This window comes from Streptomyces sp. NPDC049577, from assembly GCF_040675635.1.
In the GTDB taxonomy this organism is placed as follows: Bacteria; Actinomycetota; Actinomycetes; order Streptomycetales; family Streptomycetaceae; genus Streptomyces.
This window is the reverse complement of the sequence record NZ_JBFAPH010000010.1, coordinates 16,316-31,798: the sequence shown is the minus strand read 5'-3', so window position 1 is coordinate 31,798 and position 15,483 is coordinate 16,316. Positions and strand designations below refer to the sequence as shown.

Genomic DNA, 15,483 nt, shown 5'->3' with positions numbered 1-15,483 from the left:
AGTCCATGCGCATGAACAGCATGGACAACAGCGTGGACACGGTGACCCTGGCGCTGCCGGACTGGATGGGCGGCATCGCCCCCTTCCTGGTGGGCCTCGTGGTCGTCGCACTGCTGCTCGCCGCCTTCGCCTTCGGGCGCCGCTGGCGGGACGCGGAGCCCCCGCCGCCGAGCCAGCCGCAGCGGCGCTCGGGGGCCTGGGCGACGCCGGAGGAGGCAGCCGGCCCCCCGGCGGCCGACCACGGCCCCGGTCACAACGACAACGACGACGCCGTCGGCTACGTGACCGAGCACCACGAGTACGAGGAGCTGCGCCCCGAGGCCAACGGGGAGCGGGTGCTGCCGCACGAGGTGCGCAATCCGGGCGCCCATCCGGAGGAGCCCTCCGAGGAGCGCAAGAAGTGGCGCCCGGGCAGCAGCGGCTCCTTCGGCAGCGGCGGCGCGGGCGGGCACTAGCGCGGGCGGGCAGCAGGGGGCCGGGGGCCGCCCCGGCGAAGACCGGCCGGCCGCGCGCTAGCGTCGACGTGTGCACGATGAACGGACACCCCCCGCCCCCACCCTCTTCACCTGGGAATTCGCCGCCGACCCGTACCCGGCGTACGCCTGGCTGCGCGAGCACGCGCCCGTGCACCGGACCGCGCTGCCCAGCGGTGTCGAGGCGTGGCTGGTGACCCGGTACGCCGACGCCCGGCAGGCGCTCGCCGACCAGCGGCTGTCGAAGAACCCGGTGCACCACTCGGAGAACGCCCACGGCAAGGGCAAGGTCGGTATTCCGGGCGAGCGCAGCGCCAACCTCATGACGCATCTGCTCAACATCGACCCGCCCGACCACACCCGGCTGCGCCGCCTGGTGTCCAAGGCGTTCACCCCCCGCCGGGTCGCGGAGTTCGCGCCGCGCGTGAAGGAGCTGACCGACCGGCTGCTCGACGGGTTCTGCGAGAGGGGGGAAGCGGACCTCATCCATGAATTCGCCTTTCCACTCCCCATCTATGCCATCTGCGACATGCTGGGAGTTCCTGCCGAGGACCAGGACGATTTCCGCGACTGGGCGGGAATGATGATCCGTCACGGCGGCGGCCCGCGCGGTGGAGTGGCCCGGTCCGTGAAGAAGATGCGGACCTATCTCGCGGAACTCATCCACCGCAAGCGGGAGGATCTCGGCGACGACCTCATTTCCGGGCTGATCAGGGCAAGCGACCACGGTGAACACCTCACCGAGAACGAGGCCGCGGCCATGGCCTTCATCCTGTTGTTCGCCGGTTTTGAAACAACTGTGAACCTGATCGGTAACGGAACCTACGCTCTGCTGCGCAATCCCGGCGAGCGGGAACGCCTCCAGCGGGCCCTCGACGCCGGCGACGAGAGCCTGCTCGCGACGGGCATCGAGGAACTGCTGCGCTACGACGGACCGGTGGAGCTGGCGACCTGGCGGTTCGCCACGCAGGGCCTGGTCATCGGGGGGCAGCGCATCGCCGAGGGCGACCCCGTGCTGGTCGTGCTGGCCGCCGCCGACCGCGATCCGCAGCGGTTCCCCGAGCCCGACGTCCTCGACCTCGCGCGCCGCGACAACCAGCATCTCGGCTATGGACACGGCATCCACTACTGCCTCGGCGCGCCCCTCGCCCGGCTGGAGGGACAGATGGCGATCGCCACCCTCCTGCGCCGGCTGCCGGACCTCCGACTCGCCGCCGAACCGGAGGACTTGCGCTGGCGCGGCGGCCTCATCATGCGGGGCCTGCGAACGCTTCCGGTGGCGTTTACACCTACCGGGAATTCCGGCACCCCGGGGGACTGAGCACCGGCCTTCCGCAGGGTGCGGCCCCGAAGGGGGAAAGGTCACACCCGGGTTGTGACGCGGCAAGCGCGTGGCTATGTTCGTCCGTCAAAATCAGCCGCCGATCGAAAGGTCAACGCATGCTGTCCGGAAATGGCCGACACCGCCGCCCCCGCCAAGCACCTGCTCTCGTGGTCGCGGCGGGGGTGACCGGGGCCGGGATCGCCATGCCGCTGCTCGGGGCGGGCGGAGCGAGCGCCGCCGACACGAGCACGTGGGACCACGTGGCCCAGTGCGAGAGCGGAGGGATGTGGAGCGCCGACACCGGCAACGGTTTCTTCGGCGGTCTGCAGATGACGCAGGACATGTGGGAGCAGAACGGCGGCCGGGCCTACGCCCCCACGCCCGACCGGGCCAGCCGGGCGGAGCAGATCGCCGTCGCCGAGCGGATACTCGACGCCCAGGGGCCGGCCGCCTGGCCGAACTGCGGGGTGTCGTCGGGGCTCGCGAAGGGCAGCGCGACGCCCGAGGTGAACCCCGGGAGAACCGACGACACCCCGGCGCCCGCGCCGGAGCGCAGCGCCCCGGACACGCCGGACTCCACGCATACGCCCGCCCCGGACCACGTGCCGCCATCGCGCACCAGCATGCCCGGCTCCGACACGACGAAGCCCGCGCCGAACACGCCGAACACCCCGTCCGCGCCGGCCACCACGCCCGCGCCGAGCGGCTCCGCCTCGCCCTCGACCGACCCGGGCGCACCGGGAACGCCTACGCCGGGATCCACCGCGACGGACGGAACGGGCAAGCACCGCAAGGACCCTTCGGGCGACCCCGCCACCCCGTCCACGACCCCGTCGGGTACGGCTTCCGGCACTCCGTCGGCCGACCCCACCGCGCCGGAGGGGACCGGTAAGCACCGTGCGGACACGCCGCGTTCCGATGACGCCGGGCACGCCTCGCGCGGCGCGGGCGACGCGCGTACGACCCTCCCGGACGGCGCGAGCAGCGGCCCGGGCGACTACACCGTGCGCCCGGGTGACAACCTGTCAGCCATCGCGCAGCAGCACTCCGTGGACGGCGGCTGGCACGAGCTGTACCAGGACAACCAGAAGGTCGTCGGATCGGATCCGGACCTCATCCTTCCTGGCCAGAAGCTCGAACTGAAGAAGTAGCGACACAGTTCGGGGTGTATGTCCGTTCCCAGCGGAAAATGAGACATGGCTCTCGTTGACCGCTACGCGGAAGGCATCCGTCCAAGCGTCAGGAACCGTCTCCCACCTGCGGAAACAGGAGGTCTCCGCAGGCTTGTTCCCACAACTGTGGCTGAAAAGAGGGGTTTGAACCCGACGGCCGCCTGTGTTTAACGTCGTCACCGCTCGCCACCGCGAGCACCACGGCCGCCACGCCGAATCCTGCCGGCGGCCGGGGGAGTCGTCGCGCAAGCGCCGTTGGCAGGAGCGGGGGAACCAAGGTAGGCGCCGGAACGTCCGGCGGCCGGGGGCCGGAAGGCCTGCGGCCGAGGGGCGGACGGCTAGGGGTGAAGCCCGGTGAGCGAGAGCCACCGGTCCGGGCAACTCACAGTCCGAACCCGACAGCTCACCTCGTAGGCGTCGGTGAGGAAACCGACTTATGTCCAAGGGCAAGCATCGTCGTCCGTCCAAGGCCGTCCGCATCGCGACCCTCGCCGGCGTCGCCGGTGCCGCCGTCGCGGCTCCGCTGATGGCCACGACCTCCGCACACGCCGCCTCCGTGGACACCTGGGAGAAGGTCGCCCAGTGCGAGTCCTCCGGTAACTGGCACACCAACACGGACAACGGCTACTACGGCGGTCTGCAGTTCTCGCAGTCCTCCTGGGCCGCCGCCGGCGGCAAGAAGTACGCCCCGCGCGCCGACCTGGCCACCAAGGGCCAGCAGATCGCCGTCGCGGAGAAGCTCCTCGCCATGCAGGGCCCCGGCGCCTGGGGCTGCGCCGGAGCCGGCGGTCTGACCTCCGGTGGCGCGAAGGCCAAGGTCGACACGAGCGGCGGCAGCGGCTCGTCCGGCCACGTCACCTCCCAGAAGAGCCGTGCCGACCGCGCCGAGCGCCCGAGCACGCCGAAGCACGCCGCGCCCAAGCAGCACAGCGACGACGAGGAGGAGTCGGCACCGGCGAAGCAGTACACGCCGAAGCACGCCGCCCCCGCCCCGCAGCCGGTCAAGAAGGGCGACGGCGAGTACCAGGTGAAGTCCGGCGACACCCTGGCCTCGATCGCGGACGCGAACAAGGTCGAGGGCGGCTGGCAGAAGCTCTACGAGCGGAACAAGGACATCGTCCCCAACGCCGACCTGATCTTCCCCGGCCAGCAGCTGCACCTCCGCTGAGTCCTCGGGGCCCCGGGCCCCGCGTGCAGGACCGCCCCGCTCCCATGCGTCTCTCCCCCCGAGCCGCATCGGAGCGGGGCTCCGCCGTTCCCGAGGGTGTTTGCTCCCGTGATCCAGGCGTTTGTGCCAATTTTCCGCCCGGGAGGCGATCCCAGGACGGGCGGAGCCCCGAGGACCGTTAGGCTCGTGTCGCAGAACCTCAGACACACACGAAGGAGACCCTCGTGCCGTCCATCGACGTCGTCGTAGCTCGCGAGATCCTCGACTCGCGAGGCAACCCCACGGTCGAGGTCGAGGTCGGCCTCGACGACGGCTCCACCGGCCGTGCCGCCGTGCCGTCCGGCGCCTCCACCGGCGCCTTCGAGGCCATCGAGCTCCGCGACGGCGACCCGAACCGCTACCTCGGCAAGGGTGTCGAGAAGGCCGTGCTCGCCGTCATCGAGCAGATCGGCCCGGAGCTGGTCGGCTACGACGCCACCGAGCAGCGCCTGATCGACCAGGCCATGTTCGACCTGGACGCCACCGACAACAAGGGCTCGCTCGGCGCCAACGCCATCCTCGGCGTCTCCCTCGCCGTCGCGCACGCCGCCTCCGAGGCGTCCGACCTGCCGCTCTTCCGCTACCTCGGCGGCCCGAACGCGCACCTGCTGCCCGTTCCGATGATGAACATCCTCAACGGCGGCTCGCACGCCGACTCCAACGTGGACATCCAGGAGTTCATGATCGCGCCGATCGGCGCCGAGTCCTTCTCCGAGGCCCTCCGCTGGGGCACCGAGGTCTACCACACCCTCAAGAAGGTGCTGAAGGGCCGCGGCCTGTCCACCGGCCTGGGCGACGAGGGCGGCTTCGCCCCGAACCTGGGCTCCAACCGCGAGGCCCTCGACCTCATCCTCGAGGCCATCAAGGAGGCCGGCTACACCCCCGGCCAGGACATCGCCCTCGCCCTCGACGTCGCCGCCTCCGAGTTCTACAAGGACGGCGTCTACAAGTTCGAGGGCCAGGACCGCACCGCGGCCGAGATGACCGACTACTACGCCGAGCTCGTCGCCGCGTACCCGCTGGTCTCCATCGAGGACCCGCTGTTCGAGGACGACTGGGCCGGCTGGAAGACCATCACCGAGAAGCTCGGCGACAAGGTCCAGCTCGTCGGCGACGACCTGTTCGTCACCAACCCCGAGCGCCTCGCCCGCGGCATCGAGGAGGGCACCGCCAACGCCCTGCTGGTCAAGGTCAACCAGATCGGCTCGCTGACCGAGACCCTCGACGCCGTCGAGCTCGCCCAGCGCAGCGGCTTCAAGTGCATGATGTCCCACCGCTCCGGCGAGACCGAGGACGTCACCATCGCCGACCTGGCCGTCGCCACCAACTGCGGCCAGATCAAGACCGGCGCCCCGGCCCGCTCCGAGCGCGTCGCCAAGTACAACCAGCTGCTGCGCATCGAGGAGATCCTCGACGACGCCGCGGTGTACGCGGGCCGCAGCGCGTTCCCGCGCTTCAAGGGCTGACGCTTCAAGGGCTGACAAAAGCCTCATAGCCTCACCGCGTCCTCGGCCACGGTCCCGTACCGTGGCCGGGGACGGCTATGCCCACACCAATCCAGGGGAGGCGAAGTGGCGGCGGATCGGTTCTCCACCGCGACCAGACTCAAGGCACTCGGCTCGGCGCTCGTCCAGGGCCCGGCCGCCGCCCGCGTCTACCGCGCCCGGCCCGCCCGTCGCAACCGGCTCACCGGCCGGGCGGCGCTGCTCGCCCTCGTGGTCTGCTCACTCGTCGTCGCCCTCGCCTACCCCATGCGCCAGTGGGTCACCCAGCGCTCGGACATCGCCGACCAGCGGCGCCAGGCCGAGCGCGCCCGCGACAACGTCAAGCGGCTGCGGGAGGAGAAGGCGAGGCTGGAGGACCCGGCGTACGTCGAACAGCTCGCCCGCGAGCACCTGCACTACGTACGCCCCGGCGAGACCGGCTACACCCTGCTGAACGGGGGCGGCGACGCCAAGCGCCCGACGGACCCGGGCACGGCCGACCGGCCCTGGTACAGCAACCTCTGGGACGGCGTGGACTCGGCGGACTCGCCGTCCCCCGCCCGGCCCTGACCATCCACCAGTACGAGCCCCCAGCACGAGCGAGCCATGGACACCCCTCCTCCCCACACCGAGCCCACCGAGCCGACCGACGCGGACATCGCGGCGTTCGAGGCCCAGCTGGGCCGCCCGCCGCGCGGCCTGCGCACCATCGCCCACCGCTGCCCCTGCGGCAACCCCGACGTCGTCGAGACCGCCCCCCGCCTGGAGGACGGCACTCCCTTCCCCACGCTCTACTACCTGACGTGCCCGCGCGCGGCCTCCGCGATCGGCACGCTGGAGGCGGAGGGCGTCATGAAGGAGATGAACGCCCGCCTGGCGTCCGACCCCGACCTCGCGGCGGCCTACCGCGCCGCGCACGAGGACTACATCCGGCGCCGCGACGCCATCGAGGTCCTGGAGGGCTTCCCGAGCGCGGGCGGCATGCCGGACCGCGTCAAGTGCCTGCACGTCCTGGTCGGCCACTCGCTGGCCGCGGGGCCGGGCGTGAACCCCCTGGGCGACGAGGCGATCGCGATGCTCCCGGAATGGTGGCGCAAGGGCCCTTGCGTCAACCCCTGCGGGGAGCAGGACTGACACCCGGGTCCGCCCCCGGCAACCACACTTCGGAGAAGCACATGACGCGCGTCGCCGCCATCGACTGCGGTACCAACTCCATCCGCCTGCTGATCGCGGACTGCGACCCCGCCACCGGCGACCTGGTCGAGCTCGACCGCCGCATGACCATCGTCCGGCTGGGACAAGGCGTCGACCGCACCGGTCGCCTCGCCCCCGAAGCGCTGGAGCGCACGTTCGCCGCGTGCCGTGAGTACGCCGAAGTGATCAAGGAGCTCGGCGCGGAGCGCACCCGCTTCGTCGCCACCTCCGCCTCCCGCGACGCGGAGAACCGCGAGGACTTCGTGCGCGGCGTCGTGGAGATCCTCGGCGTCGAGCCGGAGGTGATCAGCGGCGACCAGGAGGCCGAGTTCTCCTTCACCGGCGCGACGAAGGAGCTGGCCGGGCGCGAGGACCTCGCCAAGCCGTTCCTCGTCGTGGACATCGGCGGCGGCTCGACCGAGTTCGTCGTCGGCGAGGAGCACGTACGGGCCGCGCGCAGCGTGGACGTCGGCTGCGTCCGGATGACCGAGCGTCATCTCGTCGTGGACGGCGAGATCACCGACCCGCCGACGGAGGGTCAGATCGCCGCGATACGCGCCGATGTGGAGGCCGCGCTGGACCTGGCGGAGAAGACCGTTCCGCTCGGCGAGGCGCGGACGCTCGTCGGGCTCGCCGGCTCCGTCACGACGGTGGCCGCGATCGCCCAGGGGCTCGCGGAGTACGACTCGGCGGCCATTCACCACTCACGGGTCTCCTACGACCGCGTCCGGGAGATCACCGGTCGGCTGCTGGCCGCCACCCACGAGGAGCGCGCGGCGATCTCCGTGATGCACCCGGGCCGCGTCGACGTGATCGGCGCCGGGGCACTGGTGCTGCTCGCGATCATGGAGCGGACCGGGGCCCGGGAGGTCGTGGTGAGCGAACACGACATTCTGGACGGAATCGCTTGGAGCGTCGCCTGAAGTTCGTGAAATCCTTCACATGAAAAATCGCCTCCGGCGGCCCGGAAAGGGGTCTTCCGACCCTCTTCCGGGGCCCCGAGGGCCCTGGCGGCCGGAAAGCATCCGTTTTCGGGTGTGTTAAGGATGTGCTTACGCGGCGCCCCGGCACGCCGTGGTCTACTCCTCGCCACCGGCTTCCGGCCAGTTCAGCGGGGGTGATCAACTCCTGGTGCAGTCCATTGGTTCCCCCGGAGGGGTATGGCGTCCGTCACGGGGGCGGCGGAGTGTAGCAGACCCCTCCTCTGTTCTTGTGAAGGGGCTCACGAGCACCCCTCTGTGGCGTGCTGGATACTCGAAGCATGAGCACCACGGAGCGTCCACGGATCCTCGTAGTAGGCGGTGGGTACGTCGGCCTGTACGCGGCGCGCCGCATCCTCAAGAAGATGCGGTACGGCGAGGCGACCGTCACGGTCGTCGACCCGCGCTCGTACATGACCTACCAGCCCTTCCTGCCCGAAGCCGCCGCCGGCAGCATCTCCCCCCGCCACGTCGTGGTGCCGCTGCGACGCGTGCTCCCGAAGGCGGAGGTCCTCACCGGCCGCGTCACCACGATCGATCAGGACCGCAAGGTGGCCACGATCGCTCCGCTGGTGGGCGAGGCGTACGAGCTGCCCTTCGACTACCTGGTCATCGCGCTGGGCGCCGTCTCGCGCACCTTCCCGATCCCCGGCCTGGCCGAGAACGGCATCGGCATGAAGGGCATCGAGGAGGCCATCGGCCTGCGCAACCACGTTCTCGAGCAGCTCGACAAGGCCGACTCCACCACGGACGAGGAGATCCGCCGCAAGGCGCTGACCTTCGTCTTCATCGGTGGCGGCTTCGCGGGCGCGGAGACCGTCGGTGAGGTCGAGGACATGGCGCGCGACGCCGCCAAGTACTACCCGAACGTGAAGCGCGAGGACATGCGCTTCATCCTCGTCGACGCCGCCGACAAGATCCTTCCCGAGGTCGGCCCGAAGCTCGGCCAGTACGGCAAGGAGCACCTTGAGGGCCGCGGCGTGGAGATCTACCTCTCCACCTCGATGGACTCCTGCGTCGACGGCCACGTCGTGCTGAAGAACGGCCTCGAGGTCGACGCCAACACGATCGTGTGGACCGCGGGCGTCAAGCCCAACCCGGCGCTGGCCCGCTTCGGCCTGCCGCTCGGTCCGCGCGGCCACGTCGACACCTCCGAGACCCTCCAGGTCCAGGGCACCGACTACATCTGGGCCGCCGGCGACAACGCCCAGGTCCCGGACGTCGTCGGCCGCAAGGCCGGCAACGAGAACGCCTGGTGCCCGCCGAACGCGCAGCACGCGCTGCGTCAGGCCAAGGTCCTCGGCGACAACGTCCTGTCCGGGATGCGCGGCTTCCCGCAGAAGACGTACTCGCACGCCAACAAGGGTGCGGTGGCCGGTCTCGGCCTGCACAAGGGCGTCGCGATGATCGTCATGGGCAAGATGAAGATCAAGCTCAAGGGCCGTCTCGCCTGGTACATGCACCGTGGCTACCACGGCATGGCCATGCCGACCTGGAACCGTAAGATCCGCGTCTTCGCGGACTGGACCCTGGGCATGTTCCTCAAGCGCGAGGTCGTCTCGCTCGGCGCCATGGAGAACCCCCGCGAGGAGTTCTACGAGGCGGCGAAGCCGGTGCCGCAGCCGGCGGCGAAGACGGAGGAAAAGGCCAAGGCCAGCTGACCTCCGGTCAGGTCCGTTGTTTCTCACGCCAAGGGCGTCCACCAATCCGTGGGGTGGACGCCCTTCGGCGTACCCCGCACGTGCCCGCCGTGCCGGCGGGCAAAAGCCGACCGGCATCCCCCTTTCCCGCCGCGCCGGCGATCGGCCACGACCCCGCTCGGCCTGACGGCCGGGGCGCGCGTGCCGTGCGGGCCCGCACCCTCTTTCCCGCCGCGGCGGTGACCGGCCACGACGTCGGTCTCCGGCGGTGCCGTACCGGCCGGTGGCCGGGCCACTCTGGGGCCGGCCCGGCACCGCCGGGCGGCGCCGCTTCGGTTGAGCGCTGTCGCGGCGGGAAGAGGGTGCGTGCTGTCACGGTGTTGTGCGGCTGCCGCGGCGAGCGGCTTGGCACCGCCGGGCGGCGCCGCTTTGGCTGAGCGTCGTCGCGGCGGGAAGAGGGTGCGTGCTGTCACGGTGTTGTGCGGCTGCCGCGGCGAGCGGCTCGGCACCGCCGGGCCGCGCCGCTTCGGTTGAGCGCTGTCGCGGCGGGAAAAGGGGGCGTGCGGTCGCATCCTTTTCGGCCATACCTCCGCCGGACGTGACCTAGTCTGGCGGAAGTGGACTTCTGCGCGACCCGCTGGTGTTTGGGTGTCAGGTGAATCAATTCCCTGACACTTCATCATGGAGGTGTGCGACATGGCCGAGGCCGCTCGACGGCTCACCGCGCTCGCGGAAGAGGTGCTGGGGGCCCCGCTCCCGGTGCGGATCCGCGCCTGGGACCGTAGCGAGTCCGGCCCGCCCGGCACACCCGTCCTGGTGATCCGCCGGCGGCGGGCGTTGCGCCGGCTGCTGTGGAAGCCGGGCGAGCTCGGGCTCGCCCGGGCCTGGGTCGCCGGTGACCTCGATGTCGAGGGCGACCTCTACCAGGCGCTGGACCTGCTCGCCGGGTACTTCTGGGAGCGCGGCGAGGACGCCGGCCGGCCGTCCGGGCCCGCCGCGATCGTCGCCGCCCTGCGCGATCCGAAGCTGCGCGCGGCCGGCCGGGAACTGTTCAAGCTGGCCGGCCCCTGGGTGCCGCCGTCCCCGCCCGCCGAGGAGGCCCGCAGGACCGGCGGTCCCCTGCACAGCCTGCGCCGCGACAAGCAGGCGATCAGCCACCACTACGACGTCGGCAACACCTTCTACGAGCGCGTCCTCGGCCCGTCGATGGTCTACTCGTGCGCCGTCTGGGAGGGCCCGGAGGCGACCCTGGAGGAGGCCCAGCGCGCCAAGCTCGACCTCGTCTGCCGCAAGCTGGGCCTCCGGGAGGGCCAGCGGCTGCTGGACGTCGGCTGCGGCTGGGGCTCCATGGTGCTACACGCCGCCCGCGAGTACGGCGTCCGGGCCGTCGGCATCACCCTCTCCGAGGAGCAGGCCGCGTACGCCCGCAAGCGCGTCGCCGAGGCCGGTCTGACGGACCGTATCGAGATCCGGGTGCAGGACTACCGCGAGATCACGGACGGCCCCTTCGACGCGATCTCCTCGATCGGCATGGCGGAGCACGTCGGCTCCGCGCAGTACGCGGAGTACGCCGCCGATCTGTACGCCCTGCTCAAGCCGGGCGGGCGGCTGCTCAACCACCAGATCGCGCGGCGGCCGCTGAAGGACGAGGAGAGCTATCAGGTCGACGAGTTCATCGACCGTTACGTCTTCCCCGACGGCGAGCTGGCCCCGGTGGGCCGCACGGTGGCCCAGCTGGAGGAGGCCGGCTTCGAGGTCCGCGACGTGGAGGCGCTGCGCGAGCACTACGCGCTGACGCTGCGGCGCTGGGTGACGAACCTGGAGGCCCACTGGGACGAGGCCGTGCGGCTCACCTCGCCGGGCAGGGCCCGCGTGTGGCGGCTGTACATGGCCGCGTCGGCGCTGTCCTTCGAGCGCAACCGCATCGGCGTGAACCAGGTCCTCGCGGTGCGCACGCCGGAGACCGGCGAGCCCGGCCTGCCGCTGCGCCCGCGCGAGTGGCGCGGCTAGCCGCGCGTACAGGGCGACGGAAGGGCCCGGTCCGAACGGACCGGGCCCTTCCGTGCCTGCGGGGTGCCGCCGGCTATTCGGCCTTGATCGCGGCCAGCATGTTGAGCTTCGCGGCCCGCCGCGCCGGCCACAGCGCGGCCAGCACACCGACCACGGCGGCCAGCAGCAGGAACACGCCCATCCGGCCCCAGGGGAGCACCAGCTCGTAGGTGTTGAGGCCCTTCTTGATGAGGTCGCCCGCGGCCCAGCCGAAGAAGACGCCCAGGCCGATGCCCATCACACCGCCGAAGAGCGAGATGATCAGCGATTCGAGGCGCACCATGCGCTTGATGCCCTTGCGGTCCAGGCCGATGGCGCGGAGCATGCCGATCTCCTGCTGGCGCTCGAAGACCGACATCGCCAGGGTGTTGATGACGCCCAGGACGGCGACGATCACGGCCATGGCCAGCAGGCCGTAGAGCATGTTCAGCAGCAGGCCGATCATCTTGGAGATGCTGTCGGAGATGTCCTGCTTGGTCTGGATCTGGATGGCCGGGTTGTCGCCGAGGGCCTTGGCCAGCGAGTCCTTGACCTTCTCGTCGGTGCCGCCCTTGACCTTGACCATCACCTGACGGTCGTCGATCTCGCTCTGGTGCGGGGCCAGGGTCTTGGTGTCGATCCAGATGCCGCGCATCAGGTCGTTGCCCTTGTAGACGCCGGAGACCGTCAGCCGGCCCTTCTTGCCGTCCTCGAAGGTGACGTCGAAGGAGGAGCCGAGCTTCCAGTGGTTGATGCGGGAGGTGGCGTCGTCGACGACGACCTTCTCGCCGGAGAGCCCGGCGAAGGAGCCCGCCGTGAAGTCGAGGTTCGTCAGCTGCGCGATGGTCTTGCCGTTGACGCCCGTGAGGCTCTGGTGGTCGCCGTCGATGCGGGCCGGGGACGAGCGCAGCGGGCTGGTGGCCGCGACGTCCGGGTGCGCGGCGAGCTTCTTCTCCACATCGGTGGACAGCGGGGTCATGCTGGCCATCGAGACGACGTAGTCGGCCTTCAGGGAGCCGGTGGCCATCTTGTCGATGGCCTGCTGGACGCTGCCGGCGATCACGGTCAGGCCGGTGATCAGGGTGAGGCCGATCATCAGCGCGGAGGCGGTCGCGGCGGTGCGGCGCGGGTTGCGGACCGCGTTCTGCCGGGCGAGCTTGCCGGGCATGCCGAATCCGCGCAGGAGCGGCGCCGCGGCGGCGATCACCGGGCGGGACAGCAGCGGTGTCAGGACGAACATGCCGATGAGGACCAGGCCCGCGCCCAGACCCATCATGGTGGAGCTGGAGGCGGTCAGGACGATGGCGGCACCGAGCGCGGTGATGGCGCCGCCGATGGAGTTGCGGACCACCAGGGACTTGGTGGTGGCCACCGCGTGGACGCTGTTCATCGCGGCGACCGGCGGGATCTTGGCGGCGCGGCGGCCCGGCAGCCAGGCGGCGAGCATGGTGACGACGACGCCGACGACGAGCGAGACCAGGATCGTGTTCGGGGAGATCACCAGCGGGCCGTCCGGGATGGTGGCGCCCGTGCTGCTGATCAGCGCGCGCAGCCCGGCGCCGATGCCGATGCCGGTGAGCAGACCGGCCACACCCGCGACCGAGCCCACGACGAACGCCTCGATCAGCACCGAGCGGGTGACCTGGCGGCGGCTGGCGCCGACGGCGCGCAGCAGGGCCAGTTCCTTGGTGCGCTGGGCGACGAGCATGGTGAAGGTGTTGGCGATGATGAAGACGCCGACGAAGAGGGAGATGCCCGCGAAGACCAGCAGGCTGGTGCGCATGCCGTCCATGCTCTGGGCGATCACGCGGCTCTGCTCGTCGGCGAGTTCCTTGGCCGTGGTGGCCTCGGCGTCCTTGGGCAGGACCTTCTCCAGGGAGGTCTTGAGCGCGGCCTGGGAGGTGCCGGGCGCGGCCTTCACCTCGATCCGGCTGAACTCGCCGGGCTTGGCGTAGAACTTCTGCGCGGTGGCGGTGTCGAAGAGGGCGAGGCTGCCGCCGGCGGCGACGTTGCCGTCGTCGGTGGTGAAGATGCCGGTGAGCTTCTGCTTCAGGACGGGGCCGTCGACGGACATCCGGACGGTGTCGCCGACCTTGTAGCCGGCGCGCTCGGCGGTCCTGGTGTCCAGTGCGATCTCGTCAGGGCCCTGGGGGGCGCGGCCGCTCTTGAGCGGGTAGCGGGGGTCCTTGCCGCCGGCGCCGGGGTAGTAGTTGGCGCCGGTGGAGCTGAAGCCCTCGCCGACGAGTTTGCCGTTCTTGCCGGCGACGGCGGCGAAGCCGCTCACCGAGCCGGTGGCGGAGGCGGCGCCGGGGACGTGGGCGGCCTGGTCGAGCAGGCGCTGGCTGAGCTGGGAGGCCGCGCCGGGGGCGTCGTCGGCGCGGCCGGTGTGGTGGGGCTCGATGGCGACGTCGACGCCGGTGAACCCCTTCTCGGAGCTCTTCTGGAACGCGTCGGAGACGGTCGAGGTGAAGACCAGGGTGCCGGAGACGAAGGCCACGCCGAGCATCACGGCGAGCACGGTCATCAGGAGCCTGGCCTTGTGCGCGAGCACGTTGCGCAGGGCGGTTCGGAACATGTCGGTGTCAGTCCTGGAGATCGGATCCGGCGGAGGTCAGCTCGTGCGGCCCTTGGCGTCGAAACGCTTCATGCGGTCCAGGACGGCGTCGGCGGTGGGCTCGCGCATCTCGTCGACGATGTGGCCGTCGGCGAGGAAGACGACGCGGTCGGCGTAGGAGGCGGCGACGGGGTCGTGGGTGACCATGACGACGGTCTGGCCGAGCTCGCGCACGGAGTTGCGCAGGAAGCCGAGGACCTCGGCGCCGGAGCGGGAGTCCAGGTTTCCGGTGGGCTCGTCCGCGAACATGATCTCGGGCCGTCCGGCGAGGGCGCGGGCGACGGCCACGCGCTGCTGCTGACCGCCGGAGAGCTGGTTCGGGCGGTGCTTGAGGCGCCCGGAGAGGCCGACGGTCTCCACGACCGTGTCCAGCCACTGCTTGTCCGGCTTACGGCCGGCGATGTCCATGGGGAGCGTGATGTTCTCCAGGGCGTTCAGCGTGGGCAGCAGATTGAACGCCTGGAAAATGAAGCCGATCTTGTCGCGGCGCAGCCGCGTGAGCTTCTTGTCGTTCAGAGTGGTCAGCTCGACGTCGCCTATTCGCGCGGAACCGCCGGAAACGGTGTCGAGCCCGGCCATGCAGTGCATGAGGGTCGACTTGCCGGAACCGGAGGGACCCATGATCGCGGTGAACTCGGCCTGCCGGAATTCCACCGAGACGGCGTCCAGGGCGACCACCTGGGTCTCGCCCTGGCCGTACACCTTGGTGAGGTCCGTGGCGCGGGCGGCGACCGCGGAGGCGCGGACGGCGGTCTGGGCGCCGTAGGGGCTGGTGGTCACGGTGGGGGGCTCCTGTCGGGACGGTGATGCGAGCTGACCCTTCAATGATCCGGCCCCCTGGTAGGCCCGCGGGTCAGCCGTAGCTCCGGTTCCGGCACAGCCTCGGGAGGTACGCGGAGGGCGTCCCGTCATCCTTGGGTAGGAGAGGCCCTCCGGTGGGCGGGAGGCGAGATTGCGACAATTCCGCCGGTGCCCGGGGGCGGGGTGGTGAACGGGGGAGATCGGCCCGTGGCATGTGCCAATGGCGCCGTCACGCGGCTGATGGTTCCTCAGTTGCCAATAAAATCAGACAACCTCTGGTCATCGTTCCGCTGTTTGGGGGGCGTTCCCCGGCTAGGCTCGTCCTGCTCTCTTCGAGAGGTGAGGGCCCGCGCACCCCATGTGCCGTGCGCTCCGAGAGCCCCGCCCGGATGGTGGAATGCAGACACGGCGAGCTTAAACCTCGCTGGCCCTTCGGGCCGTGCCGGTTCAAGTCCGGCTCCGGGCACTCCGCCATTCCCCCTTCTCACGCTTCTCCGGCTTCCCGGTTTCTTCCGGAACCGAGTGCCGCCCGACGGCGTTGTCAGGTAGTGGGCAACGTGGAAAAG

Annotated in this window: 12 protein-coding genes, 1 tRNA gene and 1 riboswitch; of the genes, 11 read left to right on the top strand and 2 right to left on the bottom strand. The window is 70.8% G+C overall.

Annotated elements, in window-relative coordinates; genetic code table 11:
• Positions 1 to 5: 5 nt before the first annotated feature.
• From AB0K09_RS02765 to AB0K09_RS02720, 10 genes are all read left to right on the top strand, one after another.
• A complete protein-coding gene (locus AB0K09_RS02765) occupies positions 6 to 455 on the top strand; it encodes a DUF6479 family protein (RefSeq protein WP_366063426.1) in 450 nt (149 codons plus the stop codon).
• A gap of 70 nt (positions 456 to 525) precedes the next feature.
• Positions 526 to 1,794: a cytochrome P450 gene (locus AB0K09_RS02760; RefSeq protein ID WP_366063425.1), complete on the top strand. Its 1,269-nt coding sequence runs from the start codon at positions 526 to 528 to the stop codon at positions 1,792 to 1,794.
• 119 nt (positions 1,795 to 1,913) lie between these two features.
• Entirely contained in the window at positions 1,914 to 2,948 is a 1,035-nt protein-coding gene (locus tag AB0K09_RS02755) for a transglycosylase family protein (protein WP_366063423.1), read from the top strand.
• A gap of 261 nt (positions 2,949 to 3,209) precedes the next feature.
• Positions 3,210 to 3,401: riboswitch (cyclic di-AMP (ydaO/yuaA leader) on the top strand.
• Between the two features lie 4 nt (positions 3,402 to 3,405).
• Complete coding sequence (locus tag AB0K09_RS02750; RefSeq protein ID WP_366063421.1) at positions 3,406 to 4,137, top strand: transglycosylase family protein; 732 nt, start codon at positions 3,406 to 3,408, stop codon at positions 4,135 to 4,137.
• 224 nt (positions 4,138 to 4,361) lie between these two features.
• Positions 4,362 to 5,642, top strand: a complete 1,281-nt coding sequence (eno, locus tag AB0K09_RS02745; RefSeq protein ID WP_366063419.1) for a phosphopyruvate hydratase — start codon at positions 4,362 to 4,364, stop codon at positions 5,640 to 5,642.
• A gap of 105 nt (positions 5,643 to 5,747) precedes the next feature.
• Entirely contained in the window at positions 5,748 to 6,230 is a 483-nt protein-coding gene (locus AB0K09_RS02740; protein WP_366063418.1) for a septum formation initiator family protein, read from the top strand.
• Positions 6,231 to 6,266: 36 nt separating this feature from the next.
• Entirely contained in the window at positions 6,267 to 6,794 is a 528-nt protein-coding gene (locus tag AB0K09_RS02735; protein WP_366063416.1) for a DUF501 domain-containing protein, read from the top strand.
• Between the two features lie 41 nt (positions 6,795 to 6,835).
• Positions 6,836 to 7,777 carry a Ppx/GppA phosphatase family protein gene (locus tag AB0K09_RS02730; RefSeq protein ID WP_366063414.1) on the top strand — a complete coding sequence of 314 codons (942 nt, stop codon included), beginning with the start codon at positions 6,836 to 6,838 and terminating at the stop codon, positions 7,775 to 7,777.
• 338 nt (positions 7,778 to 8,115) lie between these two features.
• Positions 8,116 to 9,495, top strand: a complete 1,380-nt coding sequence (locus tag AB0K09_RS02725; RefSeq protein ID WP_366063413.1) for an NAD(P)/FAD-dependent oxidoreductase — start codon at positions 8,116 to 8,118, stop codon at positions 9,493 to 9,495.
• Positions 9,496 to 10,170: 675 nt separating this feature from the next.
• Complete coding sequence (locus AB0K09_RS02720; RefSeq protein WP_366063412.1) at positions 10,171 to 11,484, top strand: cyclopropane-fatty-acyl-phospholipid synthase family protein; 1,314 nt, start codon at positions 10,171 to 10,173, stop codon at positions 11,482 to 11,484.
• 73 nt (positions 11,485 to 11,557) lie between these two features.
• Here the strand turns inward: AB0K09_RS02720 and AB0K09_RS02715 are convergent, their stop codons facing one another.
• Entirely contained in the window at positions 11,558 to 14,077 is a 2,520-nt protein-coding gene (locus AB0K09_RS02715) for an FtsX-like permease family protein (protein WP_366063411.1), read from the bottom strand.
• A 36-nt stretch (positions 14,078 to 14,113) separates the two neighbouring features.
• Entirely contained in the window at positions 14,114 to 14,896 is a 783-nt protein-coding gene (locus AB0K09_RS02710; RefSeq protein ID WP_366063409.1) for an ABC transporter ATP-binding protein, read from the bottom strand.
• Positions 14,897 to 15,300: 404 nt separating this feature from the next.
• On the opposite strand from AB0K09_RS02710, the gene AB0K09_RS02705 reads away from it, so the two are divergent.
• A tRNA-Leu gene (locus AB0K09_RS02705) sits at positions 15,301 to 15,383 on the top strand.
• Positions 15,384 to 15,483: the final 100 nt, after the last annotated feature.